This is a genomic window from Defluviimonas sp. SAOS-178_SWC, assembly GCF_039830135.1.
GTDB lineage: Bacteria > Pseudomonadota > Alphaproteobacteria > Rhodobacterales > Rhodobacteraceae > Albidovulum.
This window is the reverse complement of record NZ_CP156081.1, coordinates 3,834,801-3,860,234: the sequence shown is the minus strand read 5'-3', so window position 1 is coordinate 3,860,234 and position 25,434 is coordinate 3,834,801. Positions and strand designations below refer to the sequence as shown.

The following is a 25,434-nucleotide window of genomic DNA, read 5'->3' as shown; positions in this document are numbered from 1 at the left end:
GGGTGCCGCATCAGGGCCCTGGAATGAACCCTCGTCTGGTCCTGCGCAAGGACGGACGCACATCGCTCAATGGAGGATGACCCATGCGCACGTATGATTTTTCGCCGCTTTATCGCGCGACCGTCGGCTTCGACCGGATCGCCGACATGATGGACCGGGTGCTGTCGGCCGATGTGGCCCAGCCGACCTATCCGCCCTACAACATCGAAAAGACCGATGAGAACGCCTACCGGATCTCGATCGCCGTTGCCGGGTTTTCCGGGGACGAGCTCAACGTCGAGGTGAAGGAAGGCGCCGTGATCGTCGCTGCCCGCAAGGCCGCCGAGGAGACCGCGAAGACCTATCTGCACCGTGGCATCGCGACCCGCGCGTTCGAGCGGCGTTTCGCGCTCGCCGACCACGTGAAGGTCACTGGCGCGACCCATGCAGACGGCATGCTGCATATCGACCTTGTGCGCGAAGTGCCCGAGGCGCTGAAACCGCGCCGGATCGAGATCGCCAAGGGCGACACGGTCGAGGCGAAAGCGGTCGAGACGGTCGGGGCCTGATCCGCCACTCTGATCCCATAATAACGGGGGCGCGTGGTGACACGCGCCCTTTTTGTTTTGGCCCGCCGGGTGAATGGCTTTCGCCGCTAGCTGCGCGGCACCCTTTTCCCGTCAGGCCCGAAAAGCATCGCATGCTCGTCGCTCCAGGCAAGGCCGGTGGTCGAGCCTTCCGACGGCGGCGTGGCCTTGCCGCCGATCCGCGCCGTTACCTGTACGCCGTCGGCGAGCCGCAGATGGACCAGCGTTTCGGCGCCGAGCGCTTCGGCGTAAAGCACGGTCGCGTCGACCTTGCCCGCCCCCGGCGCCGTCAATTCGACATGCTCGGGCCTGACCCCAAGCTCCGTCGTCGGTGGTAGCGCCGGCAGCGCCACGCCCGAAAGGAAGTTCATCGGCGGTGAGCCGATGAAGCCGGCGACGAATGTCGTGGAGGGGTTCTCGTACACCTCCATCGGCGCGCCGATCTGTTCGGCGACGCCCGCATTCATCACGATCATCCGATCGGCCAGCGTCATCGCCTCCACCTGGTCGTGGGTGACGTAGAGCGCGGTGATGCCGAGCTTGCGCTGTAGCTGCTTGATCTCCAGCCGCATCTGCACGCGAAGCTTCGCGTCGAGGTTCGACAAAGGCTCGTCGAAGAGAAACACGGCCGGTTCGCGCACGATGGCCCGGCCCATCGCCACCCGCTGGCGCTGGCCGCCCGACAACTCGCGCGGCTTGCGATCGAGATAGGGTTCGAGTTGCAGGAGCCGCGCGGCTTCGGCCACGCGCTCCGCGATCTCGGCCTTGGGTTTTCCGGCGATCTTCAACCCGTAGGCCATGTTGGCCGCGACCGTCATATGCGGGTAGAGCGCATAATTCTGAAAGACCATCGCGATGTTGCGGTCCATCGGCTCCTTCTCGTTCACCCGCGCGCCATCAATCCGCACCTCGCCCGAGGTGACGGTTTCCAGCCCCGCGACCATCCTGAGAAGCGTGGACTTGCCGCAGCCCGAGGGGCCGACGATCACGATGAACTCGCCGTCGGCGATGTCGATATCGACGCCGTGGATGATCTCGGTCTTGCCGAAGCTCTTGCGCAGGTTTTCGAGCGTCACGGTCGCCATTCGTCATTTCTCGCTTTCGACAAGGCCGCGGATAAAGAGCTTCTGCATCGACACGACGACGAGGATGGGCGGCAGCATGGCAAGGATCGAGGTCGCCATGATCACCGGCCAGTCGGCGATGTCGTCGCCCGACGGGAACATCTGCTTGATGCCCATCACGATGGTGTTCATCTCCGGGTCGGTGGTGATGAGGAGCGGCCAGAGATACTGGTTCCAGCCATAGATGAAGAGGATCACGAAGAGGGCCGCGATGTTCGTACGGCTCATCGGCAAGAGGATGTCCCAGAAGAACCGCATCGGGCGGGCGCCGTCGACGCGGGCGGCTTCGGCCAGTTCGTCCGGCACGGTCAGGAAGAACTGCCGGAAGAGGAAGGTCGCGGTCGCCGAGGCCACGAGCGGGAAGATGAGGCCCGAATAGCTGTTCAGCATGCCGAAGCCCGCCGCGACCTCGTAGGTTGGCACGATCCGCACCTCGACCGGCAGCATCAGGGTCAGGAAGATGAGCCAGAAGAACGCCTTCCGTCCGGGGAAGCGGAAATAGACGATGGCGAAGGCCGAGAGGATCGAGATCACGATCTTGCCGACCGCGATCCCCATCGCCATCACGAACGAGTTGAAGAGCATCGTCGCGACGGGGGCGTTGACGCCCGAGACGAGTGCCTTGCGGTAATTCTCGAAGAACTGGTCGCCGGGCAGAAGCGGCATCGGCGGGCGGGCGATTTCAGGCTGCGTCACGGTCGAGGCGACGAAGGCGAGCCAGATCGGGAAGAAGATGAAGAGGACGCCGACGATCAACCCGAGATGGGTGAGCCACAGGCCAAATCCGCGCTTTTCGACCATTCCCGCCATCAGTAATGCACCCTCCGTTCGACGAACTTGAACTGGATGATGGTCAGTGCGCTCACCACGATCAGAAGGATCACCGACTGCGCCGCCGAGGAGCCGAGGTCCTGCCCCACGAAGCCGTCGGAGAAGACCTTGTAGACAAGGATCGTGGTCGCCTGCTGCGGGCCGCCGGCGGTGATCGTGTGGATCACGCCAAAGGTCTCGAAGAAGGCGTAGACCACGTTGACGACCAAAAGGAAGAAGGTCGTGGGCGAGAGGAGCGGCCAGACGATGGTGCGGAAGCGCGTCCAGAAATGCGCGCCGTCGATCGCGGCGGCCTCGATCACCGATTTCGGGATCGCCTGAAGGCCGGCCAGGAAGAAGAGGAAATTGTAGCTGATCCGGCCCCAGGAGGAGGCGACGACGACGAGGCCCATCGCCTCGGTCTCGTTCAGCACATGGTTCCAATCATAGCCGAGGACGCCGAGATACCAGGCGACGACGCCGACGCGGGTGTTGAACATGAAGAGCCACAGGACGCCCGCGACCGCGGGGGCAACGGCATAGGGCCAGATCAGGAGCGTCCGGTAGGTGCCCGATCCCTTGATCAGGCGGTCGGCCAGAAGCGCGAGGTAAAGCGCCACGCCCATCGAGACGACCGTGACGAGGGTCGAGAATACCGCCGTCGTCACGAAGGAGGCCCGGTAGTAGCTGTTGCCGAGGAGGTATTCGAAGTTGCCAAGTCCCACGAACTGCGACTTCAGCCCGAACGGATCGGGGATGAACATCGACTGCCAGACCGCCTGTCCCGCCGGGTAAAAGAAGAAGACCGCCGAGACGACCGCCTGCGGCAGGACGAGGAGGAGCGGCAGGAGCCAGCCCTTGAAGGTGACGCGCTTTTCCATCGGAGCGAGGGCGGGGGCGGCGGAACCGCCCCCGCGCGGACCTTAACGGTTCGCCTGCTCGAAGCGGCGCAGGAGCTCATTGCCCCGCGTCACCGCGGAGTCGAGCGCCGCCTGCGCGTCCTTGTCACCGGCCCAGACCGCCTCCAGTTCCTCGTCGATGATCGTGCGGATCTGGTCGAAGGAGCCAAGCCGGATGCCCTTGGAATTGGGCGTCGGCGCCTTTGCGGTCATCTGCATGCCGGCAATGTCGGTGCCGGGATTGGCGTCGTAGAAGCCGTCGGCCTTGGTCTTCTCGGCCGCCGCGAGCGTGATCGGCAGGTAGCCGGTGTTCTGGTGCCAGGCCGCCTGGACGTCGGTCGAGGAGAGGTAGTTCAGGAACGCCGCGACGCCCTTGTAGTCCTCCGCCGGCTTCCCGGCCATGACCCAGAGCGAGGCGCCGCCGATGATGGTGTTCTGCGGCGCGCCCTCGACGCCGTCCCAATAGGGCAGCGGGCGGATGTCGAAGGCGAACTGCGCCTCGGACTTCACGCCGGCATAGCCGGCCGAGGATTCGGTGAAGAGCGCGCATTCGCCGCCACGGAAGTTGGCGCCGCCTTCGTTGCGGCGACCGGTATAGATGAACTTCCCGTCCTTGGCCCAGTCGCCCAGCGCCTGGATATGCTGGACCTGAACCGGGCCGTTGAAGGCCAGCTCGGTGTCGAACCCGGCGAAGCCGTTCTCTTTCGTGGCGAACGGGACGTTGTGATAGGCGGAGAGGTTTTCAAGTTGAATCCAGCTCTGCCATGCGGTGGTGAGCGGGCAGGTGGAGCCGCCGGCCTTCAGCCCGTCAAGCGCTACGCCCACGTTCTGCCACGTCGACAGGTCCATGTCGGGATCGAGCCCGGCAGCCGTGAATGCGTCGCGGTTCACGTAGAGGACCGGCGTCGAGGAGTTGTAGGGCAGCGACAGCATTTGCCCGTCGGTCGTCGTGTAGTAACCCTTTACGGCGGCCATGTAGGCATCCGGATCGAAGGGCAGGCCGCTTTCGGCCATCACCTCGTAGACCGGCTTCACCGCACCCTTGGCGGCCATCATGGTCGCGGTGCCGACCTCGAAGACCTGAAGGATATGCGGCTGTTCGCCCGCGCGGAAGGCGGCGATGCCGGCGTTCAGCGTCTCGGAATAGTTGCCCTTGTGGGACGCCACGACGACATACTCGCTCTGGCTGGCGTTGAAGTCCTTGACCTGCTGCTCGAGCAACTCTCCGAGCCGGCCGGTAAAGGCGTGCCACCACTGGATTTCGGTCTGCGCGGCGGCAGGGGTCACGAACCCGATGACCGCGCTGGCCAAAAGGACGCCCTTGAAATGACGTTGCATTCTCTCCTCCACAAATGAATGGCCGCTTTCCGATTTGCGGCCTTGAGACTCTGCCAATCAAGGAGAACCCCATGTGCCTCATAATTCAAGTAAATTTTATATTGAAAAAATATAACATAGAGTTATGAGAAGCCATTGGCTGCTCTGCGAGGGCCGCAGCGACGAGGCACCCGAGATGTCCTTCCCGATCCGTCAGCTTGAAGCGTTTCGCGCCGTTGCGCTGAAAGGCTCGATCACTCGCGCAGCGGAGGAGATGGCGATTTCGCAACCCGCCGTAAGCCGGCTGTTGTCGGCGCTCTCGTCCTCGGTCGAATTCGAGCTTTTCCAGCGTTCGAGCGGTCGCCTGGTGCCGACGCGCGAGGCGGAATTCCTCTTGCGCGAGGTGGAGCGGGTTCTCGACAATCTCGGCCGGATCGGCCAGTTGACGCAGGATCTCAGCACCAGAAAAGCCGGCCATCTGCGGATTGCCTGCTTGCCGGGCTTCGCAACGAGCCATCTGCCGAAAGTCCTCGCCGACTTCCTGTCCGACCGGCCGAACGTCACTGCGGTTCTTGAGCCGGACAGGCCGGAACGCATCCTCGAGTGGATCATCGGCGAGCAATACGATTGCGGTGTCACCGACGAGTTCGCGGGGCACCCGACGGTGGAAAGCTCAACGATCCTGATGCGGACCGTCTGTATCTTGCCCACGGGCCATGGGCTGGCGGCGAAGGCGGAGATCTGGCCCTCGGATCTCGCACACGAACGGATCATTCACACGCGGCGCGACAGCGGCTTCTATCAGCGCCTGTCAGAGGCGTTTGCCTTGCGAAACATGCGGCTCGGCAGCCATGTCGAGACGCGGCAGTTCACGGCCGCCTGCATGCTGGTCGCGGCCGGGGCCGGCGTGTCCGTCGTCAGCGAAATGGACGCGCGGGAATACGAGCATCGCGGGCTCGTCATCCGGCCGTTCCGCCCGGATGTGCCGCACCGGCTGTCGCTTTTGCGCCCCTCGAACGCGCGCGCGTCGCTCCTCGCGCTCGAATTCCTCGACGCGTTCGAAAAGAGCCTCGAGCCTTTCCGCTTTCGGTGACGGCGCGCCCTGCCGTTCGTCAGACCCGTTTCCGCGCCCGGAGCGCGGCCTGGATCGTGCCGTCGTCGAGGTAGTCGAGTTCGCCGCCGATCGGCACGCCCTGCGCCAGTGAGGTCACGGTGGCGCCGGTCCCCTCCAGCGCCTCGGCGATGTAATGCGCGGTCGTCTGGCCGTCGACGGTAGCGTTGAGGGCGAGGATGATCTCGGCGATCCCCTCGTCGCGGATACGGTCCAATAGCCGGGGAATGCGCAATTCCTCGGGGCCGACGGCATCGAGGGCGGAAAGCGTTCCGCCAAGAACGTGGTAGCGGCCCTTGAACGACTGTCCACGCTCCATCGCCCAGAGGTCCGCCACGTCCTCGACCACGCAAATCTCTCCCGTCGCCCGCCGCTCGTCCCGGCAGATGTCGCAGATATCGGCGGTGCCGATGTTGCCGCAGATGGCGCATTCCCGCGCGGTTGTCGCGACCTGGGCCATCGCCTGCGCGAGCGGCGCCATCACCTGCCCACGCTTTTTGATCAGATGCAGAACCGCGCGCCGCGCCGAGCGGGGTCCGAGGCCCGGCAGGCGGGCCATCAGCTCGATCAACGCCTCGATGTCGCGGGTGCTGTCGGACACGGGGGTCAGAAGGGCAGCTTCATGTCGGCCGGAAGGCCCATCTCTTGCATCATCTTCTGTTGCTCCTGCCGCGTACGGTCCTGCGCCCGCTTCTGCGCATCCTTGATCGCGGCGAGGATCAGATCCTCCACCACTTCCTTCTCGGAGGGCTGGAAGATCGACGGGTCGATGTCGAGCGACTTGAGCTCGCCCTTCGCGGTGCAGACCGCCTTCACAAGCCCCGCGCCGCTTTCGCCGGTGACGGTGATGCGATCCATCTCCTCGGTCAGCGCGGCCATCTTGGACTGCATCTCCTGCGCGGCCTTCATCATCTTGGTCATGTCGCCAAGTCCGCCGAGCCCGCCCAAACCTTTCAGCATCGTCTTCTCCTCAATTGTCCTCGAACGGGTCCCATTCGTCCTCGACCTCGGGCAGGGCTTCCGCCCGGACCTCGGCCTGAACGTCGTCGGGCGTTCTGATAGCGGTGATATGGGCATCCGGGAAGGCCGCGAAAACCGCCTTTACAAGGGGATTGTCCTTCGCCTTCACCTTCGCGGCGTCTTCCTTGGCACTGCGTTCCTCGGCGATCGTTTGGGCGCCGCCTTCGGAGACGACGGAAACCCCCCAACGCACGCCGGTCCAGCTTTGAAGGCGCCCGGCCAGCGTCGCGGCGAGGTCGCGGGGCGCGTCCGCCGCCGGTTCGAACTCGATCCGGCCGGGGGCGTAATGAACGAGGCGGACGTGGTTTTCCACTTCGAGAAGCAGTTTCACGTCGCGGTTGTGGCGGATCAGCTCGATAACGGCCGGAAAGCTTGCATATCGGGCAAGCGAAGTTTCCGGCGCCCGCGCGAGCGCCGTTGCGGTGCCATTCCCGGTCGGGGCCGAGGCCACCTGTGCGCGGGCGGTGGCATGGGCCGGCGCGGCATGGGCTGTCGTCCCCGAAGGCGCCCCCCCGCGTCCCTGCGGCGCGGCGGGACCGGGGCCTTCGGACAGGCGGCGGAGCAGTTGCTCGGGATCCGGCAGGTCGGCAACATGAGTCAGGCGGATCACCGCCATTTCCGCCGCCATCATCGCGTTCGGGGCGGCGGCCACTTCCTCCAGCGCCTTCAGGAGCATCTGCCACATCCGCGTCAGCACCCGCATCGGCAAGGCCGAGGCCATCGCCTGACCGCGCGCGCGTTCGTCGGGGCCGATGGTCGGATCCTCGGCCGCTTCTGGCGTGATCTTGATCACGGACACCCAGTGGGTGATCTCGGCAAGGTCGCGAAGCACCGCCATCGGATCGGCGCCGTCGGCATATTGGGCGCTGAGTTCGTTCAGCGCGCCGGCCGCGTCGCCTTTCAGGATCAGGTCGACGAGGTCGAGCACCCGGCCCCGGTCGGCGAGGCCGAGCATCGCCCGGACCTGATCCGCCGTCGTCTCTCCGGCGCCGTGGGAGATCGCCTGGTCGAGAAGCGAGGTCGCGTCGCGTGCGGAGCCTTCGGCGGCGCGGGTGATGAGGGCGAGCGCGTCGTCGGTGATCTCGGCCTTCTCGGCAGTCGCGATCTTGCGCAGGAGCGCGATCATCACCTCGGGCTCGATCCGGCGCAGGTCGAAGCGCTGGCAGCGCGACAGGACCGTGACCGGCACCTTGCGGATCTCGGTCGTGGCGAAGATGAACTTCACATGCGCGGGCGGTTCCTCAAGCGTCTTCAGAAGCGCGTTGAAGGCGTTTGTCGAGAGCATGTGAACTTCGTCGATGATGTAGATCTTGTAGCGCGCCGAGGCGGCGCGATAGTGAACGGATTCAATGATTTCGCGGATGTCGCCGACGCCGGTGCGGCTGGCTGCGTCCATCTCCATCACGTCGACATGGCGGCCTTCCATGATCGCCACGCAATGTTCGCATTTGCCGCAAGGATCGGTCGTGGGGCCGCCCGTGCCGTCGGGGCCTACGCAGTTCATGCCCTTGGCGATGATCCGTGCGGTCGTCGTCTTTCCGGTGCCCCGGATGCCCGTCATGATGAAGGCCTGTGCGATCCGGTCGGCGGCAAAGGCGTTCTTCAGGGTGCGCACCATCGCGTCCTGCCCGACGAGGTCGGCGAAGGTCTCGGGGCGGTACTTGCGGGCGAGGACCTGGTAGCGGGTCCCTTGGGTCTCGGTCATAAGGTGTTCGGGCCGCTCTCGGATTCGGGGCTCGGGCTAACGTAAGGGTCCGTGTGGCCCTCGTCCACCCGTCAGCGGCCCGTCGGTTTCGCGTCCCGGACGCGTAGGGTACGTGTGGTTTTTCCGTAGCTACACGGCACGCGGTGGCGTCATGGTTTCGCAACGGTTTTTTTTGGGCATGCTCTTGCCGGTCCGGCGGTCCGCCGAGCATGGCCGGCTTGCGGGATGGCGGCCGATCCCCGAAAAAAGACCGACATGCCGCCGGAACTGGAGAGACCGGAGATGATCACCGAGATCGAGGACTTCTTCACCAAGGGCTGCGGCCGCTGCGCGCGGTTCGCGACGCCCGATTGTTCGACCCGGACATGGAGCGTGGGGCTGGGCAAGCTGCGCGGGATCTGCCGGGCAGCGGGGCTTGTCGAGACGGTGAAATGGGGGCATCCCTGCTATATGCACGCCGGGCGGAACATCGCGATCATCGGCGCGTTGCGCGGCGACTTCCGGCTGACCTTCTTCAATGCCGCGCTGATGACGGATCCGGCGGGGGTGCTTGAACGGCAGGGGCCGAACACAAGGCACCCCGACATGATCCGATTCCGCGACAACGATCGGGTCGCGGCGATCGAACCGACCCTCGCGGCCTACCTGAAGGAAGCGATGGGCTATGCCGAGGCCGGCCTCCTGCCGGCAAAGGACACAGCCGCGCCGACGTTGCCGGAGGAGCTGGTCGAGGCGCTCGATGCCGACCCCGAGCTTGCCGAGGCTTTCCACCGGCTGACGCCGGGGCGGCAGAAGAGCTATGTGATCAACCTTTCTTCCGCCGCCAGGCGCGACACGCGCCTGGCTCGGATCGAGAAGTTCCGCGGCCACATCCTGTCGGGCAAGGGTGCGACCGAACGGTAGGCGTGGCCTCCGGGATCATTCCCCGCGTTTCACCTTCTTCACCTGCCTGACGAGCTTCGACAGCGACTTGCCCTTCCGCTTGCGGTCCAGTGCGAGGGCCGAGTGTTCGGCATCCTCGGCGCGGAGCTTCTTCCAGCGCTCGACGCGGGCGGCGTCGACATCGCCCGCCTTGACCGCCGCCTGAACGGCGCAGCCGGGTTCCGGGCCGTGCGAACAGTCGCGGAAACGGCACTGGGTCGCGAGTTCGGCGATCTCGGCGAAAGTCTCGTCGATCCCCTCGGCCATGTCGGTAAGCCTGAGTTCCCGCATCCCCGGCGTGTCGATCAGCCAGCCGCCGCCCGGGATCGCGTGCATCTCGCGCGCGGTGGTGGTGTGGCGGCCTTTCATGTCGTCCTCGCGAACCTCGCCGGTGTCGAGGTCGAGGCCGGTCAGGGCGGAGGCGAGCGTGGACTTGCCGACGCCGGACATGCCGAGGAAGGCGACGGTCTGGCCGGGGCCGCACCAGGGTTTCAGGGCCTCCACAGCGCCGGGGGCCTTGGCGTTCACCGCCACCGCCGGCACGTTCGGGCCGATGGCACGGAGGCGGTCGAGATAGGCGTCCGGCTCGTCGGTGCGGTCGATCTTGGTCAGGACGAAGACCGGTGGCACCCCGCCGGCGTGGCAAAGCGACAGGTACCGCTCCAACCGCGCCTCGTTGAATTCCTCGGTGCAGGTCGTTGTGATGAAGACGGTGTCGACATTGGCCACGATGAGCTGCTCGCGCGAGGGATCGCCGGCCGCGCGCCGGAAGATGCGGGACTTGCGGTCGAGAAGCCGCGTGGCGCGGCCGGTTTCGCCGTCGGCAAGCACCCAGTCGCCGACGGCGACATCGCCTGCCGAGAGGTCAGGCGGCAGGGTGAGCTCGACGGGGCCTTCCGTGGTCAGCGCCGACAGCCGGGCCCGGTGGACGCCGGCGATGCGGGCGGGGGTGAGGTTGGCCAGATCGTCGTCGTCGAGCTGGCGCAGGAAATCCGCCGACCAGCCGAGGTCAGCGAGGGATTGGGAGTTCGGGGTCAATGATCTGCCCTCGGGATATGCCGATACCGATGCCCGGCGGCCTTGGCCGCGGGCGGGAAATGTCGGGAGGGGCGGGGCAGCTTAAGGTCTCAGCAAACCCCGGCCCGGAGGGAAACAAGCTCTGCCATGTTCGACTCCTTCGCGGATGGGGTTGCGGGTGAGAGGCTGGACAACGACCCAAGCGGGGCTCGTTACGGCTGCTTCCTTCCGGACCTGACCGGGTTGGCGAGGCGCTCGCCCGCGCCAACCTCTCGACGTTCTATTTAGGCTGGACGCGCCGCCGGCGCAAGCCCGGCGCGGCCAGAGTTGATCCCGCCGTCGCAAGGCGCGATCATCGCGCGCCGGCACTGTGCGGGGAGGCGGGTTTGAGCGGGTTCATCATTGCGGCGGTGCCGGCGGGCGGCGGCAGGCTGGCGCTATGCCCGATGCCGGGGCGCGATGGCGATTATGCCGGCGACCTCGGCGCGATCCTCAACTGGGCGCCTGCGCTTGTGATGACGATGGCGACGGGACCGGAACTGGCGACGCATGGCGCGCTTCGGCTGTCGGCCGATCTGGCGGCGCGGGGAATCGGCTGGCGGCACCTGCCGGTCACCGATTTCGGCGCGGACAGCGCGGCGTTGCGCGAAGGCTGGGCCGAGGCGTCCGCCGGGGCGCGGGCGCATCTGGCAAGCGGTCGCGGTGTTCTGGCGCATTGCCTCGGCGGATGCGGGCGGTCGGGCATGGCGGTGCTGCGCTTGATGGTCGAGGCTGGCGAGGCGCCCGGTACCGCACTCGCCCGGTTGCGCGCCGCGCGGCCCTGTGCGGTCGAGACGGCGGCGCAGGAGGCGTGGGCCGCGCGGGCGACGGGGTCGTGGCGGTCAGTTCTCTAGCACACCCTTTTCGCACCAGATCTTCGTGAAGGCACCCGTGCAGCTTGCCCGGCGCTCCCCCTCGACGACTGTGAACCGGGTGAAAAAGGTCCGGTCTTCGGCCGAGACGTCAAGGCTCTTGCGGACGAGGTTGAAGCAGTCGGATGGGCGCAGCTTGCAACCGACAAGCGCGATTGTCGACAGGGCGTCACCATCGGTCGTGACATCGGTCGTAGCGATACGCCGCTCGATCGCTGCGCGCAGGAGTGCGTCGAAATCCGCCATTCCCGGACGCGTGGCATAGGCTGCGCCGGCCACGATAACGGCAAGGGCGAGAGCCCAAAGGATGGGACGCAAGACGACACCTCCCGGTAGGTTGCCCTGCGGTTATGCCGCGCGCGGGCCCTGCCGTCGAGTCCGATCAGAGCGTAATGCGGAACCGGGCGAAGCCGTCCGGCCCGTCGCCCGCAGGCTCTATCTTCACCGCCGTCAGGTCGCCGATATGTTCGGTGGCCTTCGGGCCGGTGTCGAACAGGACGCTGGTTCCGGGGAGTGCCTTGAAACGCCAGTTGGCGTCTGCGGTCGGGTTGATCGTGCCTTCTTCGACAATGTAGCGGACGATGATGTCGCGGTTGGTGTCGGGCCCCTCGAAGATGATCGTGTCACCCTTGGCGCCGGGGAAATCGCCGCCGCCGGAGGCCCGGTAATTGTTCGTCGCGATCACGAATTCGGCGGCCGGGTCGACGGGCTTGCCGTCAAAGGCGAGGTTGACGATGCGGTTTGCCTCGGGGTTCAGATCCTCGCCCTTCGGTCCGTATCTGGAGGGCTGGGACAGGTCGATCTCGTAGGTGACGCCGTCGATCACGTCGAAGTTGTAGCTGGGGAAGTCGGGGTTCAGGAGGACCTGATCGGCTTCGCCCGGCGTCACCTGGTTGAACATGCCGGCGGACCGTTCCAGCCAGTCCTTGAGCTGGGCGCCCGTCACCTTCACCGCCCGGATCGTGTTCGGGTAGAGGTAGAGGTCGGCCACGTTCTTGATCGCGATGTCGCCGGCCGGAACGTCGGTGTAGTAGTCCGGCCCGCCCCGACCGCCGGCCTTGAAAGGCGCCGCCGCCGAGAGGATCGGCAGGCCCTCGTACTCGGTGCCCTTCATCATCTCGGTGATGTACCATTTCTGGGCGATGGAGACGATCTGCACCGAGGGGTCGTCCGCGACGAGCGCGAAATAGGAGTACAAGGGCGCCGAGGTCTTGCCCACGGCCTGCCGGACATAGGCGAGCGTCGCGTCGTGTTCCATCTCTACCGAAGAGAGAACCGTCGGGACGCTCTCGACCAGTGCGGTGACCGAGCGATCCTCGTTCCGCCTGGATATCGGGCGCGCCTCGGAGGTGGAACTGATCACCTTCCAGCGATTGCCGTCGCGTTCGAGGAGAAGGTCGATGAGCCCCATATGCGACCCCCAGAAACCGCCCATCACGGCGGGCTTGCCCGAGATCGTGCCGGTGGCCACGTCGACCTCTGCAACGCCGTCGAAGGCCGGGGACGGGAAGACAAGGTGGCTGTGCCCGGTCAGGACCGCGTCGATGCCCTCCACGCGGGCGAGCGGCGTCGAGGCGTTTTCCATCCCGTCGGTATGTTCTGCCGCGCCGATCCCGGAATGCGACAGCGCGACGATGATGTCGCAGCCCTCTTCCAGCATCTGCGGCACCCAGGCCTGTGCGGTCGTCACGATGTCGCGCGTTTGCACGTTGCCTTCGAGGTGGCGGCGGTCCCAGGTCACGATCTGCGGCGGCACGAAGCCGATGAGGCCGACGCGGATCGGGTGCTTTTCGCCCGCCCCGTCCGTCACCTCGCGGTCGAGGATGATGTAGGGCTTGATCAGCGTCTCGTCCTCGCGCGGGCTCGCGCCCATCTTCTTGACCACGTTGGCGGAGACGAACGGGAAGTTCGCCCCGGCGAGCGATTTCATCAGGAAGTCGAGGCCGTAGTTGAATTCATGATTGCCGAGCGTCGAGGCGTCGAAGTTGAGCGTGTTCATCGCCTGGATGATCGGGTGCATGTCGCCGTCCTTCATGCCCCGCTCGTAGGCGATGTAGTCGCCCATCGGGTTGCCTTGCAGCAAGTCGCCGTTGTCGACCAGCATCGCGTTCGTCGCCTCGGCGCGCACGGCGTCGATCAGGGCGGCGGTACGGGCGAGGCCGACGGTGTCGACCGCCTTGTCGGAATAGTAGTCGTAGGGAAAGACGTGGACGTGCAGGTCGGTCGTTTCCATGATCCTGAGATGGGCCTGATTGGCGGCGGCGAAGGCGGAGTAGGGGTGGAGGGCGATCAAGGAAGCTCCGGCGGCGCTCCCGGCGAGGAATCCCCGGCGGGTCAGTGGGTGTTGCGGTCGAAACGTCATTGTCGCCCCCTTGGCTGAGTCGTCGAGACTATCGCAGGCTAGTATGACACATCCGCGTACTTATCCGCTGATTCAGAGCGGCGCCACTTACATGGCGAAATTTGGTGGAAATATTCGCCACTAGGTTGTGCAATCCGCGAAGGGACGCGGCGTTGTTGCCGCAATTGCAACCCCCGCCCGCCCGTGTCACATCTGGCGCAGCTGGAGGACGGGATGCGGCTTGCGGAAACGGTGACATTCGGCGGTTCGGCACTCGACCGCGCGGCTGAATTGCGACGGCGGCCGGGGGAGATCGCGGCGCTGTTCAGAGAGGAAACGGCCCGGGTTCTGCCGGTCTGGCGCGGCAAGCCGCTTGTTGCCGGGGCGGCGGCGGGCTGGGTCCGGCCGGGGCATCCGGCCCTGTCGGATGCGGTGGCAGAGCCGATTTTCCTTGGTCTCGATGACGGAATGCCGCGCTTCGCAGCCGACATATCCGCCTGGGCGCCGGCCGAGGGCGAGGTGCCGCCCACGGCGGTCTTCTTCGATCCGACCGAGCAGCGCCACCCGGCACTGCCCGAGGATCACCGTTTCGCCGAACTGCGCGGGGTGATGGCCGCGCTCTCGCCGCGCGACGCCGAACTGGTGGCGACGGCAAAGTCGGTCCTCGCCTGGCACCGCAGCCACCGGTTCTGTTCGGCCTGCGGCGCCCCGAGCGAGGTGGCTGAAGCCGGCTGGCAACGCCGCTGCCCGTCCTGCGGCGTGTCGCATTTTCCGCGTACCGACCCGGTGGTGATCATGTTGATCACGCGGGGAAACCGCACGCTCATCGGCCGCTCTCCGGGCTGGCCCGAGGGCATGTATTCCTGCCTCGCGGGCTTCATGGAGCCGGGCGAGACGCTTGAGGCGGCGGTCCGGCGCGAGGTCGCGGAGGAGGCGGGCATACATGTCGGCCGCGTCACCTACCTGGCGAGCCAGCCCTGGCCCTATCCCTCCTCGCTCATGTTCGGATGCGCGGGTGAGGCCGAGGACGAGGAGATCACGCTGGACCTGGCGGAGCTGGAGGATGCGCGCTGGATCAGTCGCGACGAGATGGCGGAGGTGCTGGCGGGCCGCCATCCGTCGATCCGCCGCCCGCGCGCGGGCGCGATCGCGGGGTTCCTGCTGACCAACTGGGTTGCGGACCGTCTGGATTGACGCCAGAACGTCCGGGAAGGAATGATCGGGGATTGCCGGCGTGAAGTTTTCCACGAAAGAGGATGTCGAGGCACCGGCCGAGATCGTCTTCGGCGCGGTGTCGGATTTCGCGGCGTTCGAGCGGAGCGCGCTCCGGCGCGGCGCCGACGTGGCGCGGGTCGATCCGGCGGCCGAGGCGGGCGTCGGGATGACCTGGAGCCTGCGGTTTCCCGTGCGTGGCAAGATGCGGCGGGTGGTCTGCGAACTGGACGAATACGATCCCCCGTCCGGTCTTCGGTGCCGGATCGAGGGCAAGGGGTTCAACGGAATGCTGACGCTCGGCCTCGTCGCGCTGTCGCGAAGCCGCACCCGCCTTGCCGTTCAGCTCGAAGTGAAGCCGCAGACGCTTGCGGCGCGGCTTCTCCTTCAGTCAGTGCGGTTGAACCGGGCAAGCTATACCCGCCGGTTCGAAGGGCGGGTGCAGAAGTTCGCGGCCGATCTGGAACTCAGGCACCTGACATCGCGGGCGCCCTGACCTTTCCCGTCAGTGCCGGCTGGGATCGGCCGGGTAGACGCCGAGAAGCGTCATCGACGAGGTGAAGTAGTCCAGCTCCTCAAGCGCGCGGCGCACGTTCGCGTCGTCGGGATGGCCTTCAATGTCGGCGTAGAATTGCGTGGCCGAGAACGAGCCGTCGACCATGTAGCTTTCGAGCTTGGTCATGTTGACGCCGTTCGTGGCGAAGCCGCCCATCGCCTTGTAAAGCGCGGCCGGGATGTTGCGGACGCGGAACACGAAGGTCGTCATCATCCCCGCATCGCCGCGCCGCTTGAGGTTCGGTTCGCGCGCCATCACCAGAAAGCGGGTGGTGTTGTGGGCGCGGTCCTCGATCTTGTGCGCGAGCGCGTCGAGCCCGTAGATCTCGCCCGACAGTTCGGAGGCGAGGGCGGCAAGCTTCGGGTCGCCCAGTTCGGCAACGTGGCGGGCCGATCCGGCCGTATCGGCGCCGGTCACGGGGCGGATGCCGTGTTTCGTGAGGAACCCGCGGCACTGGCCGAGTAGCACGGTGTGGCTCATCGCGCGCTCGATCTCTTCCAGCCGCGTGCCGGGCACCGCCAGCAGGGCGATATGAACGCGCACGAAGGTCTCGGCGATGATGTGAAGGCCGGATTCCGGCAAGAGGTGGTGGATGTCGGCGACGCGGCCATAGGTCGAGTTCTCCACCGGCAACATGGCAAGGTCCGCATCGCCGCGGCGCACCGACTCGATCGTTTCCTCGAAGGTCGGGCAGGGCAGCGCTTCCATGCCGGGGTAAGCCTGCCTGCAGGCTTCATGAGAATAGGCTCCGGGCTCTCCCTGGAAGGCGATCCGACCGGTCATTGGGGTGGCTCCTTGACGTCGGCCCGGTGGCCGGGCGTTTCGTCGCGCTAACTATACCTTGAAACCGGGCAGGGGAAGCGGGTAGATACGCCGCGAGGAAATGCCAGGGTAGAGGCGCGACATGTTCGACACGATGACGATAACCAAGGCCGGCGGCGCGCTCTGCGGGGCTTTTCTGATTTTCCTTCTGGGCAAATGGGCGGCCGACTCGCTTTATCATACCGGCGCGGTGGCGCATGGCGGTGAAGAGGTCGCGCAGGCCTACACGATCGACACCGGCGCGTCGGAAGAGGCCGCGCCGGAGGCGGATGCCGGCCCCGACTTCGCGACGCTTCTGGCTTCGGCCGATGCCGGCGCGGGCGAGAAGGTTTTCGGCAAGTGCAAGGCCTGCCACAAGATCGACGGCACCAACGGCACCGGCCCGCATCTGGACGGCGTGGTGGGCCGCGCGGTCGCCTCGGTCGCGGGCTTCGGCTATTCGGACGGCATGGTCGGCCATGGCGGCGACTGGACGCCCGAGGCGCTGAACGACTTCCTCGAGAACCCCAAAGGCGTCGTCGCGGGCACCAAGATGTCCTTCGCGGGCCTGAAGAAGCCCGAAGATCGCGCGAATATCGTCGCCTATCTGCAAACGCTCGGCGGCTGAATGACGGCCATATCGGATGACCGGGGCCGCCCGTTTCGGGCGGCCCTTTTTCGTCGCCCGCGCGTAATCTCACAAATTCGCAACTTGATGCCCGGGGCCACGACGTTCTAGCCTCGTCGCGGCAGACACGGACGCGCCGCATCGCGCGCCACGGAGGACTTTATGGGCATGGAACGAATGGGCAGCGGCGCGGTGATGGCGAGCGTCGGGCGCGGGCTGCGTCGGGGGATGGCGGTCGCCGGCCTGTCGGCCGCGCTGACCGCCGGCATTGGCGGAACGCTCCTGGCCCAGGACACGGTCGTCACGGCGCACGGGATTTCCACCTTCGGAGATCTGAAATACGGGGCCGATTTCGCCCATCTCGGCTACGTCAACCCGGAGGCGCCGAAGGGCGGCGAGATCGCCGAATGGACCTCGGGCGGCTTCGATTCGATGAACCCCTACACGGTCAAGGGGCGTGCCGCCGCCCTGTCCACGATCATGCTCGAAAGCCTGATGGAAGGCACCGCCGACGAGGTCGATGCCGCCTATTGCCTTCTTTGCGCGACGATCGAATACCCCGAGGACCGGTCCTGGGTGATCTTCAGCCTGCGGCCCAAGGCGGTCTTTTCAGACGGCAGCGCGGTGACGGCGGACGACGTGATGTTTTCCTATGAAACCCTGCGCGACAAGGGGTTGTCGAGCTTCCGCGCCGTGATCGGCCAGCAAGTCGAGGCGGCGGAGGTTCTGGGGCCGAAGCAGATCAAGTTCACCTTCAAGGCGGATTTTCCCAAGCGCGACCTGATCCAGGCCGTGGGTGGCCTGCCGGTCTTCTCGAAAGCCGATTTCGAGGCCAGGTCCCGCGATCTGGAGGCCACCTCGCTTGAACCGTTCCTCGGATCGGGCCCCTATCTCTACGACAGCATGGATATCGGCACACGCATCACCTACCGGCGCAACCCCGACTATTGGGGCAAGGATCTGCCGCTGAACCGTGGCCGGCACAATTTCGATCGCATCCGGATCGAGTATTTCGGCGACTACGACGCGGCGTTCGAAGGCTTCAAGGGCGGCGCCTACACGTTCCGGAACGAGGCCTCGTCGCTCATCTGGGCGACGCGCTACGACTTCCCGGCGGTCCAGAACGACTGGGTCAAGAAAGCCGAACTCGACGACGGCGACATCGCCAGCGGTCAGGCCTTCATCATCAACCTGCGCCGCGAGAAGTTCCAGGACCCGCGTGTGCGCGAGGCGATCGGCCTGATGTTCAACTTCGAATGGTCGAATGCCTCGCTCTTCTACGGGCTTTACGCCCGCATCAATTCGTTCTGGGAAAACAGCGAGATGGCCGCCACCGGCCTGCCATCCGATGCGGAGAAGGCTATTCTTGAGCCCTTGAAGGACCTGCTGCCGGCGGGCGTTCTCGACCAGGAACCGGTCATGGCGCCGGTGTCGGGCGAGCGGCAGCTTGACCGGGGGAACCTGCGCAAGGCGGCGGCGCTTCTCGACGAGGCGGGCTGGCCGGTCGGCAATGACGGCATCCGCCGCAACGACAAGGGCGAGACGCTGAAGGTCGAGTTCCTGAACGACAGCCAGACCTTCGACCGGGTGTTCAACCCCTATATCGAGAACCTGCGCGCGCTCGGCGTCGATGCAAGCCTGAACCGGGTCGACGACGCGCAGATGACCAACCGCACCCGCAGCCATGATTTCGATATCCTCACCGGCCATCTCGGCGGCAGCCTGACCCCGGGATCGGAGCTGCAACAGACCTTCGGGTCGAAATCCGTCGACGACGTCTTCAACCTGATGGGCCTGCAAAGCGAGGCAGTGGACAAGCTGATCCCGGTGATCGAGGGCGCCAAGTCGCGCGAGGAGTTGACGACGGCGGTCCGCGCGCTCGACCGGGTGCTGCGTGCCTATATGTTCTGGGTGCCGCAATGGTACAAGAACAAGCACACGGTCGCCTATTACGACATGTACGAACACCCCGAAAACATGCCGCCCTATGCGCTGGGCGAACTGGACTTCTGGTGGTACAACGCCGACAAGGCCGCCGCACTCAAGGCGGCGGGCGCGCTAAACTGACGCGCCGCGAGGGGAAAGAGCAGACCGGCCTATGGGCGCCTATATCCTGCGACGATTGCTGCTGATGATCCCGACCTTGGTCGGCATCATGCTGATCAACTTCACCCTGACGCAATTCGTTCCCGGCGGGCCGATCGAACAGATCATTGCCCGGCTCGAAGGCGAGGGCGACGTCTTCCGCAACATCGCGGGGGGCGGCGATGCGGGGCAGCAGCAGCAGGTGGGCGGCGATGAGCGCTATCTCGGGGCGCGCGGCCTGCCGCCGGAGTTCATAGCGGATCTGGAAAAGCAGTTCGGTTTCGACAAGCCCGCGCCGCAGCGGTTCCTCGAAATGATGGGCAACTACCTGCGCTTCGATTTCGGAGAGAGCTATTTCCGCTCCATCTCGGTCGTCGATCTGGTGATCGAGAAGATGCCGGTGTCGATCACGCTCGGGCTCTGGTCCACGCTTCTGGCCTATCTGATCTCGATCCCGCTCGGCATCCGCAAGGCGGTCAGGGACGGATCGAAATTCGACACCTGGACGTCCGGCGCGATCATCGTCGCCTATGCGATCCCCGGCTTCCTGTTCGCCGTCCTTTTGATCGTTCTCTTCGCCGGCGGCAGCTACTGGCGCATTTTCCCGCTGCGCGGGCTGACCTCCGACAACTGGGAACAGCTCACGATGATCGGCAAGATCACGGACTACTTCTGGCACATCACGCTGCCGGTCGTCGCCTCCACCATCTCCAGCTTCGCGACGCTGACGCTGCTGACGAAGAACAGCTTTCTCGACGAAATCAACAAGCAATACGTGCTGACCGCCAAGGCCAAGGGGTTGACGGAGGGGCGGGTGCTTTATGGCCATGTCTTCCGCAACGCGATGCTGATCGTCATCGCGGGGTTCCCCGGCCTCTTCCTCGCGGTCCTCTTCGGCGGAGGGCTCCTGATCGAGACGATCTTCTCGCTCGATGGGCTTGGGCGGCTGGGCTACGAGGCGGCGGTCGCGCGCGATTACCCGGTGGTCTTCGGAACGCTCTATGTCTTCGGCCTGCTCGGTCTTTTCATCGGTCTATTGTCGGACCTCATGTATGTCTTCGTCGATCCGAGGATCGACTTCGAGAAGCGGGCGGGCTGATGCGGCTTTCGCCCCTCAACCAGCGCCGCTGGCGCAACTTCACCGCCAACCGGCGCGCGGTCTGGTCGCTGTGGATCTTCCTCGTCATCTTCGTCCTATCGCTCTTTGCCGAGCTGATCGCGAACGACAAGCCGATCCTGGTGAGCTACCGGGGGCAGCTTTATTACCCGATCTACAAGTTCTACCCCGAGACCACGTTCGGCGGCGACTTCAAGACCGAGGCGATCTACCGCGATCCGGCGGTTGAGTGCCTGATCGAGACCGGAGGGCTGGTCGATTGCTGGGACGATCCCGAGGGCGTGATCGAGGATGCGGCCGACGGAGAGGTCGCGGGCGAGAAGGTCGAGGCCGGCTGGGTTCTCTGGCCGCCGATTCCCTACAGCTACAACACGATCAACAACGTGGGCACGGCCCCTTCGGCGCCTGACAAGGACCACTGGCTCGGCACTGACGACACGGCGCGGGACGTGCTGGCGCGCATCATCTACGGATTCCGACTGTCGATCCTCTTCACGCTGATCGTCACCACGATCTCGAGCCTGATTGGCGTCGCCGCCGGCGCGGTGCAGGGCTATTTCGGCGGCTGGGTCGACCTGACCTTCCAGCGGCTCCTGGAAATCTGGGGATCGACCCCCGGCCTTTACGTCATCATCATCCTCTTCGCGATCCTCGGGCGAAGTTTCTCGCTTCTGGTCTTCGTCACCATCCTCTTCGGCTGGCCCGCTCTGGTCGGCGTCGTGCGTGCGGAATTCCTGAGGGCGCGGAACTTCGAATATGTCCGCGCCGCACGGGCGCTCGGTGTGACCGACCGGGTGATCATGTTCCGCCACATCCTGCCGAACGCGATGGTCGCGACGCTGACCTTCCTGCCGTTCATCGTCACCGGTGCCATCGGCGGGCTCGCGGCGCTCGACTATCTCGGCTACGGGCTGCCGTCGAACCTGCCCTCGCTCGGGGAACTCGCGCTTCAGGGCAAGTCCAACCTTCAGGCGCCGTGGCTCGGCTTCTCTGCCTTCTTCACCTTCGCGATCATGCTGTCGCTTCTCGTCTTCATCTTCGAGGGCGTGCGCGATGCCTTCGACCCGAGGAAGACATTCAAGTGAGCACTGTCCTCGACATCCGCGACCTGAGGGTCGATTTCCGGCAGGACGGGCGGATCATTCACGCGGTGAAGGGCGTGAGCTTCTCTGTCGGCAAGGGCGAGACCGTGGCGCTTGTCGGGGAAAGCGGGTCGGGGAAGTCCGTGACGGCGCTTTCGACGGTGGCGCTTCTCGGTGGCAATGCGGACGTTGCCGGCTCGGTGACCTACCTTGGCCGCGAGATGATCGGCGCGCCGGAACCGGTGCTGCGCGACGTGCGCGGCAACGATATCAGCTTCATCTTCCAGGAGCCGATGACCTCGCTCAACCCGCTGCACACGCTGGAAAAGCAGCTTTCCGAAAGCCTTGCGTTGCATCAGGACCTGTCCGGCGAGGCCGCGCGGGCGCGGATCGTGGAGCTGTTGGAGAAGGTCGGCATCGACGCCCCGGAGCGCCGGCTGGCCGATTACCCCCACCAGTTGTCGGGCGGTCAGCGGCAGCGGGTGATGATCGCGATGGCGCTGGCGAACGGGCCGGAACTCTTGATCGCGGACGAGCCGACGACGGCCCTCGACGTCACCATTCAGGCGCAGATCCTCGACCTGCTCGCCGACCTGAAGGAGCGCGAGGGGTTGAGCCTGCTCTTCATCTCCCACGACCTCGGCATCGTGCGGCGCATCGCCGACCGGGTCTGCGTGATGCAGGGCGGCGAGATCGTGGAGCAGGGGCCGGTGGCGGAGATCTTCGCCAACCCGCAACATCCCTATACCCAAAAGCTCCTCGCCGCCGAGCCGCATGGCCGCCCGGATCCGGTGGCCGAGGGTGCGGAAGAGATCGTGCGGACTGAAGACCTGCGCATCTGGTTCCCGATCCAGCGCGGGCTTCTCCGCAAGACGGTGGGCCATGTGAAGGCGGTCAATGCCGCCTCGATCTCGGTCCGGGCCGGAGAGACGCTGGGCATCGTCGGAGAAAGCGGATCGGGCAAGACGACGCTCGCGCTCGCCATCATGCGGCTGATCGCGTCGGAGGGGCCGATCCTCTATCTCGGGCAGGATATTTCCCGGTGGCGGCCACGCGAGTTGCGAAAGCTTCGCCGCGACATGCAGATCGTCTTCCAGGACCCCTATGGCAGCCTGTCGCCGCGCATGACCTGCGAGCAGATCATCGCCGAGGGGCTGACCGTGCACGGCGTCGAGGAAGGGCGCGACCGGCGCGAGATGGTGGCCGAGATCATGACCGAGGTCGGGCTCGACCCTGCCACGATGGAGCGCTATCCGCACGAATTCTCGGGCGGGCAGCGTCAGCGCATCGCCATCGCCCGCGCGATGATCCTGCGGCCGAAGGTGGTGGTGCTGGACGAACCGACATCGGCGCTCGACATGACGGTGCAGGTCCAGATCGTGGAGCTTCTGCGCTCGCTCCAGCGGCGCTACGGGCTGGCCTACCTGTTCATCAGCCACGACCTGCGGGTCATCCGTGCGTTGTCGCACAAGATCATCGTGATGAAGGCGGGCGATGTGGTCGAGGCAGGCACCAGCGCCGCGATCTTCGACACGCCGAAGTCGGACTACACGCGCGAGCTGATGGCGGCGGCGTTCGGGACGGGCGACGCGGGCGCGGCATGAAGATCCTGTTCGTCCACCAGAACTTCCCCGGCCAGTTCCTTCACCTCGCGCCGGCGCTGGCGGCGCGGGGCCATCAGGTCGTGGGTCTGACGACCGAGACCAACGCGCGGCCGTCGCCGGTGCCGGTCCTGCGCTACCGGACGCCGCAGGAGACGAAGGCCGAAGGGCTGGGCAAGACCTATGCCGAAGCGGCCGAGCGCGGCGCCTCGGTTGCGCGCGCGGCGGTCCAGCTTACGCGGGACAAGGGTTTCGTTCCCGACGTCGTCTTCGGGCATGGCGGCTGGGGCGAGACGTTGTTCCTGCGCGAGGTCTGGCCGCGGGCGCGGCACCTGACCTATGCGGAATTCTTCTATCACACCACCGGCTACGACACCGATTTCGACAAGGAATTCCATCGCGGCGGGATGGCGCCGCGCCTGCGGACCTCGGCGCGGAAGACCCATCTGCTGATGGCCCTCGCCGAGGCCGATGCGGCACTCTCGCCGACGAAGTGGCAAGCCTCGACCTTCCCTGCGGAGTTCCGCGACCGGATCAGCGTGGTCCATGACGGCATCGACACCGACCGCGTCTGCCCCGACCCGGCCGCCAGCTTGACACTTCCCGGCGGCAGGGTCCTTCGCGCCGGCGACGAGGTGATCAGCTTCGTAAACCGCAACCTGGAGCCCTATCGCGGCTACCATGTCTTCATGCGGGCGCTGCCCGAGGTGCTGGCGGCGCGACCGGAGGCGCAGGTGGTGATCGTCGGCGGCGACGGGCAAAGCTATGGTCCTTCGCCGGGGCAGGGGAGAAGCTGGAAGCAGATCTTCCTCGACCAGGTGGGCGACAGGCTCGACCAGAGCCGGGTGCATTTCCTCGGCCAGGTGCCCTATGCCGGTTTCCTGTCGCTGATGCGGGTGACGCGGGTCCACGCCTACCTGACCTATCCCTTCGTCCTGTCGTGGTCGATGCTGGAGGCGATGAGCGCCGGGGCGCTGGTCGTCGGCTCTCGCACTGCGCCGGTGGAAGAGCTGATCCGCGACGGCGAGAACGGGCGGCTCGTCGATTTCTTCGACATCGCGGGCTGGTCGCGGGCGCTGATCGAGGCGCTGGCCGATCCCGGGGCGGCGCTGCCGCTTCGCGCGGCGGCGCGAAAGACGATCGTGGAGGGGTACGACCTGAAACGTCACTGCCTTCCGCGTCTCATCGACTTCGTCGAGGGCGCCGGCGGCTGACCTCGGGATGGGGGCGGTCAGACGGCCGGACTGTGTCCGGCTTTCGACAGATCGTAGGCGTCGAACGTGCGGGCGATCATCCGGGTCAGCGGGCGGGCGCGTTCGGGGATGAAGAGACCCGCGGCGCTGACTTCCACCATGTCGCCGAATTCCCGCGCGGCGGGGGCGAAAAGCCCGGCGAGTTGCGCCTCGGTCAGCCCGAACCGGCCCCTGATTTCCCCGGCGTCGATGCGGAAATCGCACATCAGCGCCTCGATCAGCCGGGCCCGCAGGATATCCTCGCCAGCAAAGGCGTGTCCCTTCGCGGTGGCGAACCGCCCGTCGCGGATGGCGCGGGTATAGGCGGAGGTGCTGGGGGCGTTTTGCGCGTAGCCTTGCGGAAAGCGCGAGATCGAGGAGGCGCCGAGGCCGATCAGCACATCGGCGAGGTCGTCTGTGTAGCCCTGGAAGTTCCGGCGCAGCCGGCCTTCCCGCGCCGCGACCGCGAGCCCGTCGCCGGGAAGGGCGAAATGGTCGATTCCGATCTCGTCATACCCGTCGGCGACGAAGAGGTCGCGCGCGGTCTCGAAAAGTTGCAGCCGTTCCTCGGGCCGGGGCAGGGCGTCGGAGGGAATCATCACCTGCCGCCGCGCCATCCACGGCACATGGGCATAACCGTAAAGCGCGACACGGTCGGGGGCGAGCGAGAGGAGCTTCTGCACCGAGGCCGCGATGCGCTCGCGGTTCTGATGCGGCAGACCGAAGAGGATATCGGCATTCAGAGAGGCGACGCCCCGCTCGCGCAGCTTGTCGATGGCCATCTTCGTGATTTCGAAGCTCTGATCGCGGCCGATCGCCTTCTGGATGGCCGGTTCGAAGTCCTGAACCCCGATCGAGGCGCGGTTCATCCCCGCCGCCGCCAGCGCATCGAGCCGGGCATCGTCGATCTCGTTCGGGTCGATCTCGACCGAGAACTCCGCGCCGTCGCCCAGAGGCACGATGTCGAAGACCGTCCCGGCCACCTCTTGCATGACCTCGGGCGGCATCAACGTCGGCGTGCCGCCACCCCAGTGAAGCCGCGACAGGGTCACGCCCTTCGGCAGATGCGCCTTCAAAATCGCCAGTTCCGCCTTGAGCACCTCGGCATAGGCCCGGACCGGATCGTCGGAAGTGGTGCCTTGTGTCCGGCAGGCGCAAAACCAGCAAAGCCTGCGACAGAACGGAACATGCAGATAAAGCGATATTCGCGCGCCCTCTGCGATGTTTTCCACCCATGCGCGAAAATCTTCGGCGCCGACGGACGAATTGAAATGCGGGGCGGTCGGATAACTAGTATAGCGCGGGACACGCGCGTCAAATAGTCCGAGCCGCGTAAGTTGCGATTCAGCTTCCATATGCCTAGCTTTAGCCAGAGTCT

The 25,434-nt window shown here is 65.9% G+C and carries 24 protein-coding genes and 1 other RNA gene; 12 read left to right on the top strand and 13 right to left on the bottom strand.

What is annotated here, in order from left to right; genetic code table 11:
- Positions 1 to 83: 83 nt before the first annotated feature.
- Positions 84 to 548, top strand: a complete 465-nt coding sequence (locus V5734_RS19870) for an Hsp20 family protein (protein ID WP_347311333.1) — start codon at positions 84 to 86, stop codon at positions 546 to 548.
- A gap of 86 nt (positions 549 to 634) precedes the next feature.
- Here V5734_RS19870 and ugpC read toward each other — a convergent pair whose 3' ends face one another.
- Genes ugpC through ugpB form a run of 4 tightly spaced genes read right to left on the bottom strand, consistent with a single transcriptional unit; the run spans position 635 to position 4,737 of the window.
- Positions 635 to 1,651, bottom strand: coding sequence for a sn-glycerol-3-phosphate ABC transporter ATP-binding protein UgpC (gene ugpC / locus V5734_RS19865; protein WP_347311332.1), 1,017 nt, complete (start codon positions 1,649 to 1,651; stop codon positions 635 to 637).
- A 3-nt stretch (positions 1,652 to 1,654) separates the two neighbouring features.
- Entirely contained in the window at positions 1,655 to 2,491 is an 837-nt protein-coding gene (gene ugpE, locus V5734_RS19860) for a sn-glycerol-3-phosphate ABC transporter permease UgpE (RefSeq protein WP_347313678.1), read from the bottom strand.
- A gap of 8 nt (positions 2,492 to 2,499) precedes the next feature.
- The gene (gene ugpA / locus V5734_RS19855; protein ID WP_347311331.1) at positions 2,500 to 3,381 is read right to left on the bottom strand and encodes a sn-glycerol-3-phosphate ABC transporter permease UgpA; all 882 of its coding nucleotides are present in this window, start codon (positions 3,379 to 3,381) and stop codon (positions 2,500 to 2,502) included.
- Positions 3,382 to 3,423: 42 nt separating this feature from the next.
- Complete coding sequence (gene ugpB, locus V5734_RS19850; protein ID WP_347311330.1) at positions 3,424 to 4,737, bottom strand: sn-glycerol-3-phosphate ABC transporter substrate-binding protein UgpB; 1,314 nt, start codon at positions 4,735 to 4,737, stop codon at positions 3,424 to 3,426.
- Between the two features lie 175 nt (positions 4,738 to 4,912).
- Here ugpB and V5734_RS19845 point away from each other — a divergent pair, with 175 nt between their 5' ends.
- Positions 4,913 to 5,809, top strand: coding sequence for a LysR substrate-binding domain-containing protein (locus V5734_RS19845; protein ID WP_347313677.1), 897 nt, complete (start codon positions 4,913 to 4,915; stop codon positions 5,807 to 5,809).
- Between the two features lie 19 nt (positions 5,810 to 5,828).
- Here the strand turns inward: V5734_RS19845 and recR are convergent, their stop codons facing one another.
- The 3 genes from recR to V5734_RS19830 are packed head-to-tail and all read right to left on the bottom strand — an operon-like array spanning position 5,829 to position 8,552.
- A complete protein-coding gene (gene recR, locus V5734_RS19840; RefSeq protein ID WP_432759694.1) occupies positions 5,829 to 6,386 on the bottom strand; it encodes a recombination mediator RecR in 558 nt (185 codons plus the stop codon).
- A 47-nt stretch (positions 6,387 to 6,433) separates the two neighbouring features.
- Complete coding sequence (locus tag V5734_RS19835) at positions 6,434 to 6,787, bottom strand: YbaB/EbfC family nucleoid-associated protein (protein WP_347311328.1); 354 nt, start codon at positions 6,785 to 6,787, stop codon at positions 6,434 to 6,436.
- A gap of 10 nt (positions 6,788 to 6,797) precedes the next feature.
- Positions 6,798 to 8,552: a DNA polymerase III subunit gamma/tau gene (locus V5734_RS19830; RefSeq protein ID WP_347311327.1), complete on the bottom strand. Its 1,755-nt coding sequence runs from the start codon at positions 8,550 to 8,552 to the stop codon at positions 6,798 to 6,800.
- 282 nt (positions 8,553 to 8,834) lie between these two features.
- Between V5734_RS19830 and V5734_RS19825 the strand changes: the two genes are divergently transcribed.
- Positions 8,835 to 9,455 (top strand): YdeI/OmpD-associated family protein, encoded by a 621-nt coding sequence (locus tag V5734_RS19825; RefSeq protein WP_347311326.1) that lies wholly within the window; start codon positions 8,835 to 8,837, stop codon positions 9,453 to 9,455.
- Positions 9,456 to 9,470: 15 nt separating this feature from the next.
- Here V5734_RS19825 and rsgA read toward each other — a convergent pair whose 3' ends face one another.
- Positions 9,471 to 10,511, bottom strand: coding sequence for a ribosome small subunit-dependent GTPase A (rsgA, locus tag V5734_RS19820; protein WP_347311325.1), 1,041 nt, complete (start codon positions 10,509 to 10,511; stop codon positions 9,471 to 9,473).
- A 156-nt stretch (positions 10,512 to 10,667) separates the two neighbouring features.
- An RNA gene (gene ffs, locus V5734_RS19815) (signal recognition particle sRNA small type) lies at positions 10,668 to 10,764 on the bottom strand.
- Positions 10,765 to 10,876: 112 nt separating this feature from the next.
- On the opposite strand from ffs, the gene V5734_RS19810 reads away from it, so the two are divergent.
- Positions 10,877 to 11,383: a protein-tyrosine phosphatase family protein gene (locus tag V5734_RS19810; RefSeq protein ID WP_347311324.1), complete on the top strand. Its 507-nt coding sequence runs from the start codon at positions 10,877 to 10,879 to the stop codon at positions 11,381 to 11,383.
- Here the strand turns inward: V5734_RS19810 and V5734_RS19805 are convergent.
- Positions 11,372 to 11,719: a hypothetical protein gene (locus V5734_RS19805; RefSeq protein WP_347311323.1), complete on the bottom strand. Its 348-nt coding sequence runs from the start codon at positions 11,717 to 11,719 to the stop codon at positions 11,372 to 11,374. The genes V5734_RS19810 and V5734_RS19805 overlap by 12 nt on opposite strands.
- 64 nt (positions 11,720 to 11,783) lie before the next feature.
- Positions 11,784 to 13,763: a bifunctional 2',3'-cyclic-nucleotide 2'-phosphodiesterase/3'-nucleotidase gene (locus tag V5734_RS19800; protein WP_347311322.1), complete on the bottom strand. Its 1,980-nt coding sequence runs from the start codon at positions 13,761 to 13,763 to the stop codon at positions 11,784 to 11,786.
- 213 nt (positions 13,764 to 13,976) lie between these two features.
- Between V5734_RS19800 and nudC the strand changes: the two genes are divergently transcribed.
- Together nudC and V5734_RS19790 are read left to right on the top strand one after the other, a co-directional pair.
- Positions 13,977 to 14,936 carry an NAD(+) diphosphatase gene (nudC, locus tag V5734_RS19795; protein ID WP_347311321.1) on the top strand — a complete coding sequence of 320 codons (960 nt, stop codon included), beginning with the start codon at positions 13,977 to 13,979 and terminating at the stop codon, positions 14,934 to 14,936.
- 40 nt (positions 14,937 to 14,976) lie between these two features.
- Entirely contained in the window at positions 14,977 to 15,450 is a 474-nt protein-coding gene (locus V5734_RS19790; RefSeq protein ID WP_347311320.1) for an SRPBCC family protein, read from the top strand.
- Positions 15,451 to 15,459: 9 nt separating this feature from the next.
- On the opposite strand, the gene V5734_RS19785 is transcribed toward V5734_RS19790, so the two are convergent.
- Entirely contained in the window at positions 15,460 to 16,293 is an 834-nt protein-coding gene (locus V5734_RS19785; protein WP_347311319.1) for a prephenate dehydratase, read from the bottom strand.
- A gap of 121 nt (positions 16,294 to 16,414) precedes the next feature.
- Between V5734_RS19785 and V5734_RS19780 the strand changes: the two genes are divergently transcribed.
- From V5734_RS19780 to V5734_RS19755, 6 genes are all read left to right on the top strand, one after another.
- Positions 16,415 to 16,939 carry a c-type cytochrome gene (locus V5734_RS19780; RefSeq protein ID WP_347311318.1) on the top strand — a complete coding sequence of 175 codons (525 nt, stop codon included), beginning with the start codon at positions 16,415 to 16,417 and terminating at the stop codon, positions 16,937 to 16,939.
- A gap of 195 nt (positions 16,940 to 17,134) precedes the next feature.
- The gene (locus V5734_RS19775) at positions 17,135 to 19,006 is read left to right on the top strand and encodes an extracellular solute-binding protein (protein WP_432759693.1); all 1,872 of its coding nucleotides are present in this window, start codon (positions 17,135 to 17,137) and stop codon (positions 19,004 to 19,006) included.
- A 31-nt stretch (positions 19,007 to 19,037) separates the two neighbouring features.
- Positions 19,038 to 20,123 carry a microcin C ABC transporter permease YejB gene (locus V5734_RS19770; RefSeq protein WP_347311316.1) on the top strand — a complete coding sequence of 362 codons (1,086 nt, stop codon included), beginning with the start codon at positions 19,038 to 19,040 and terminating at the stop codon, positions 20,121 to 20,123.
- Positions 20,123 to 21,226 carry an ABC transporter permease gene (locus V5734_RS19765; protein WP_347311315.1) on the top strand — a complete coding sequence of 368 codons (1,104 nt, stop codon included), beginning with the start codon at positions 20,123 to 20,125 and terminating at the stop codon, positions 21,224 to 21,226. Before V5734_RS19770 ends, V5734_RS19765 begins: the two co-directional genes overlap by 1 nt.
- Positions 21,223 to 22,827 carry an ABC transporter ATP-binding protein gene (locus tag V5734_RS19760; protein ID WP_347311314.1) on the top strand — a complete coding sequence of 535 codons (1,605 nt, stop codon included), beginning with the start codon at positions 21,223 to 21,225 and terminating at the stop codon, positions 22,825 to 22,827. Before V5734_RS19765 ends, V5734_RS19760 begins: the two co-directional genes overlap by 4 nt.
- The gene (locus V5734_RS19755; protein ID WP_347311313.1) at positions 22,824 to 24,038 is read left to right on the top strand and encodes a glycosyltransferase; all 1,215 of its coding nucleotides are present in this window, start codon (positions 22,824 to 22,826) and stop codon (positions 24,036 to 24,038) included. The genes V5734_RS19760 and V5734_RS19755 overlap by 4 nt, the downstream gene beginning before the upstream one ends.
- Positions 24,039 to 24,055: 17 nt before the next feature.
- Here V5734_RS19755 and hemN read toward each other — a convergent pair whose 3' ends face one another.
- A complete protein-coding gene (gene hemN / locus V5734_RS19750) occupies positions 24,056 to 25,411 on the bottom strand; it encodes an oxygen-independent coproporphyrinogen III oxidase (protein WP_347311312.1) in 1,356 nt (451 codons plus the stop codon).
- Between the last annotated feature and the right edge of the window lie 23 nt (positions 25,412 to 25,434).

Bases quoted from the DNA above. Each gene is read 5' to 3' on its own strand.
- V5734_RS19870 (WP_347311333.1), top strand. From the start codon at position 84: ATGCGCACGTATGATTTTTCGCCGCTTTATCGCGCGACCGTCGGCTTC.
- ugpC (WP_347311332.1), bottom strand. From the start codon at position 1,651: ATGGCGACCGTGACGCTCGAAAACCTGCGCAAGAGCTTCGGCAAGACC.
- ugpE (WP_347313678.1), bottom strand. From the start codon at position 2,491: ATGGTCGAAAAGCGCGGATTTGGCCTGTGGCTCACCCATCTCGGGTTG.
- ugpA (WP_347311331.1), bottom strand. From the start codon at position 3,381: ATGGAAAAGCGCGTCACCTTCAAGGGCTGGCTCCTGCCGCTCCTCCTC.
- ugpB (WP_347311330.1), bottom strand. From the start codon at position 4,737: ATGCAACGTCATTTCAAGGGCGTCCTTTTGGCCAGCGCGGTCATCGGG.
- V5734_RS19845 (WP_347313677.1), top strand. From the start codon at position 4,913: ATGTCCTTCCCGATCCGTCAGCTTGAAGCGTTTCGCGCCGTTGCGCTG.
- recR (WP_432759694.1), bottom strand. From the start codon at position 6,386: ATGGCCCGCCTGCCGGGCCTCGGACCCCGCTCGGCGCGGCGCGCGGTT.
- V5734_RS19835 (WP_347311328.1), bottom strand. From the start codon at position 6,787: ATGCTGAAAGGTTTGGGCGGGCTCGGCGGACTTGGCGACATGACCAAG.
- V5734_RS19830 (WP_347311327.1), bottom strand. From the start codon at position 8,552: ATGACCGAGACCCAAGGGACCCGCTACCAGGTCCTCGCCCGCAAGTAC.
- V5734_RS19825 (WP_347311326.1), top strand. From the start codon at position 8,835: ATGATCACCGAGATCGAGGACTTCTTCACCAAGGGCTGCGGCCGCTGC.
- V5734_RS19800 (WP_347311322.1), bottom strand. From the start codon at position 13,763: ATGACGTTTCGACCGCAACACCCACTGACCCGCCGGGGATTCCTCGCC.
- nudC (WP_347311321.1), top strand. From the start codon at position 13,977: ATGCGGCTTGCGGAAACGGTGACATTCGGCGGTTCGGCACTCGACCGC.
- V5734_RS19785 (WP_347311319.1), bottom strand. From the start codon at position 16,293: ATGACCGGTCGGATCGCCTTCCAGGGAGAGCCCGGAGCCTATTCTCAT.
- V5734_RS19780 (WP_347311318.1), top strand. From the start codon at position 16,415: ATGTTCGACACGATGACGATAACCAAGGCCGGCGGCGCGCTCTGCGGG.
- V5734_RS19775 (WP_432759693.1), top strand. From the start codon at position 17,135: ATGGCGAGCGTCGGGCGCGGGCTGCGTCGGGGGATGGCGGTCGCCGGC.
- V5734_RS19770 (WP_347311316.1), top strand. From the start codon at position 19,038: ATGGGCGCCTATATCCTGCGACGATTGCTGCTGATGATCCCGACCTTG.
- V5734_RS19765 (WP_347311315.1), top strand. From the start codon at position 20,123: ATGCGGCTTTCGCCCCTCAACCAGCGCCGCTGGCGCAACTTCACCGCC.
- V5734_RS19755 (WP_347311313.1), top strand. From the start codon at position 22,824: ATGAAGATCCTGTTCGTCCACCAGAACTTCCCCGGCCAGTTCCTTCAC.
- hemN (WP_347311312.1), bottom strand. From the start codon at position 25,411: ATGGAAGCTGAATCGCAACTTACGCGGCTCGGACTATTTGACGCGCGT.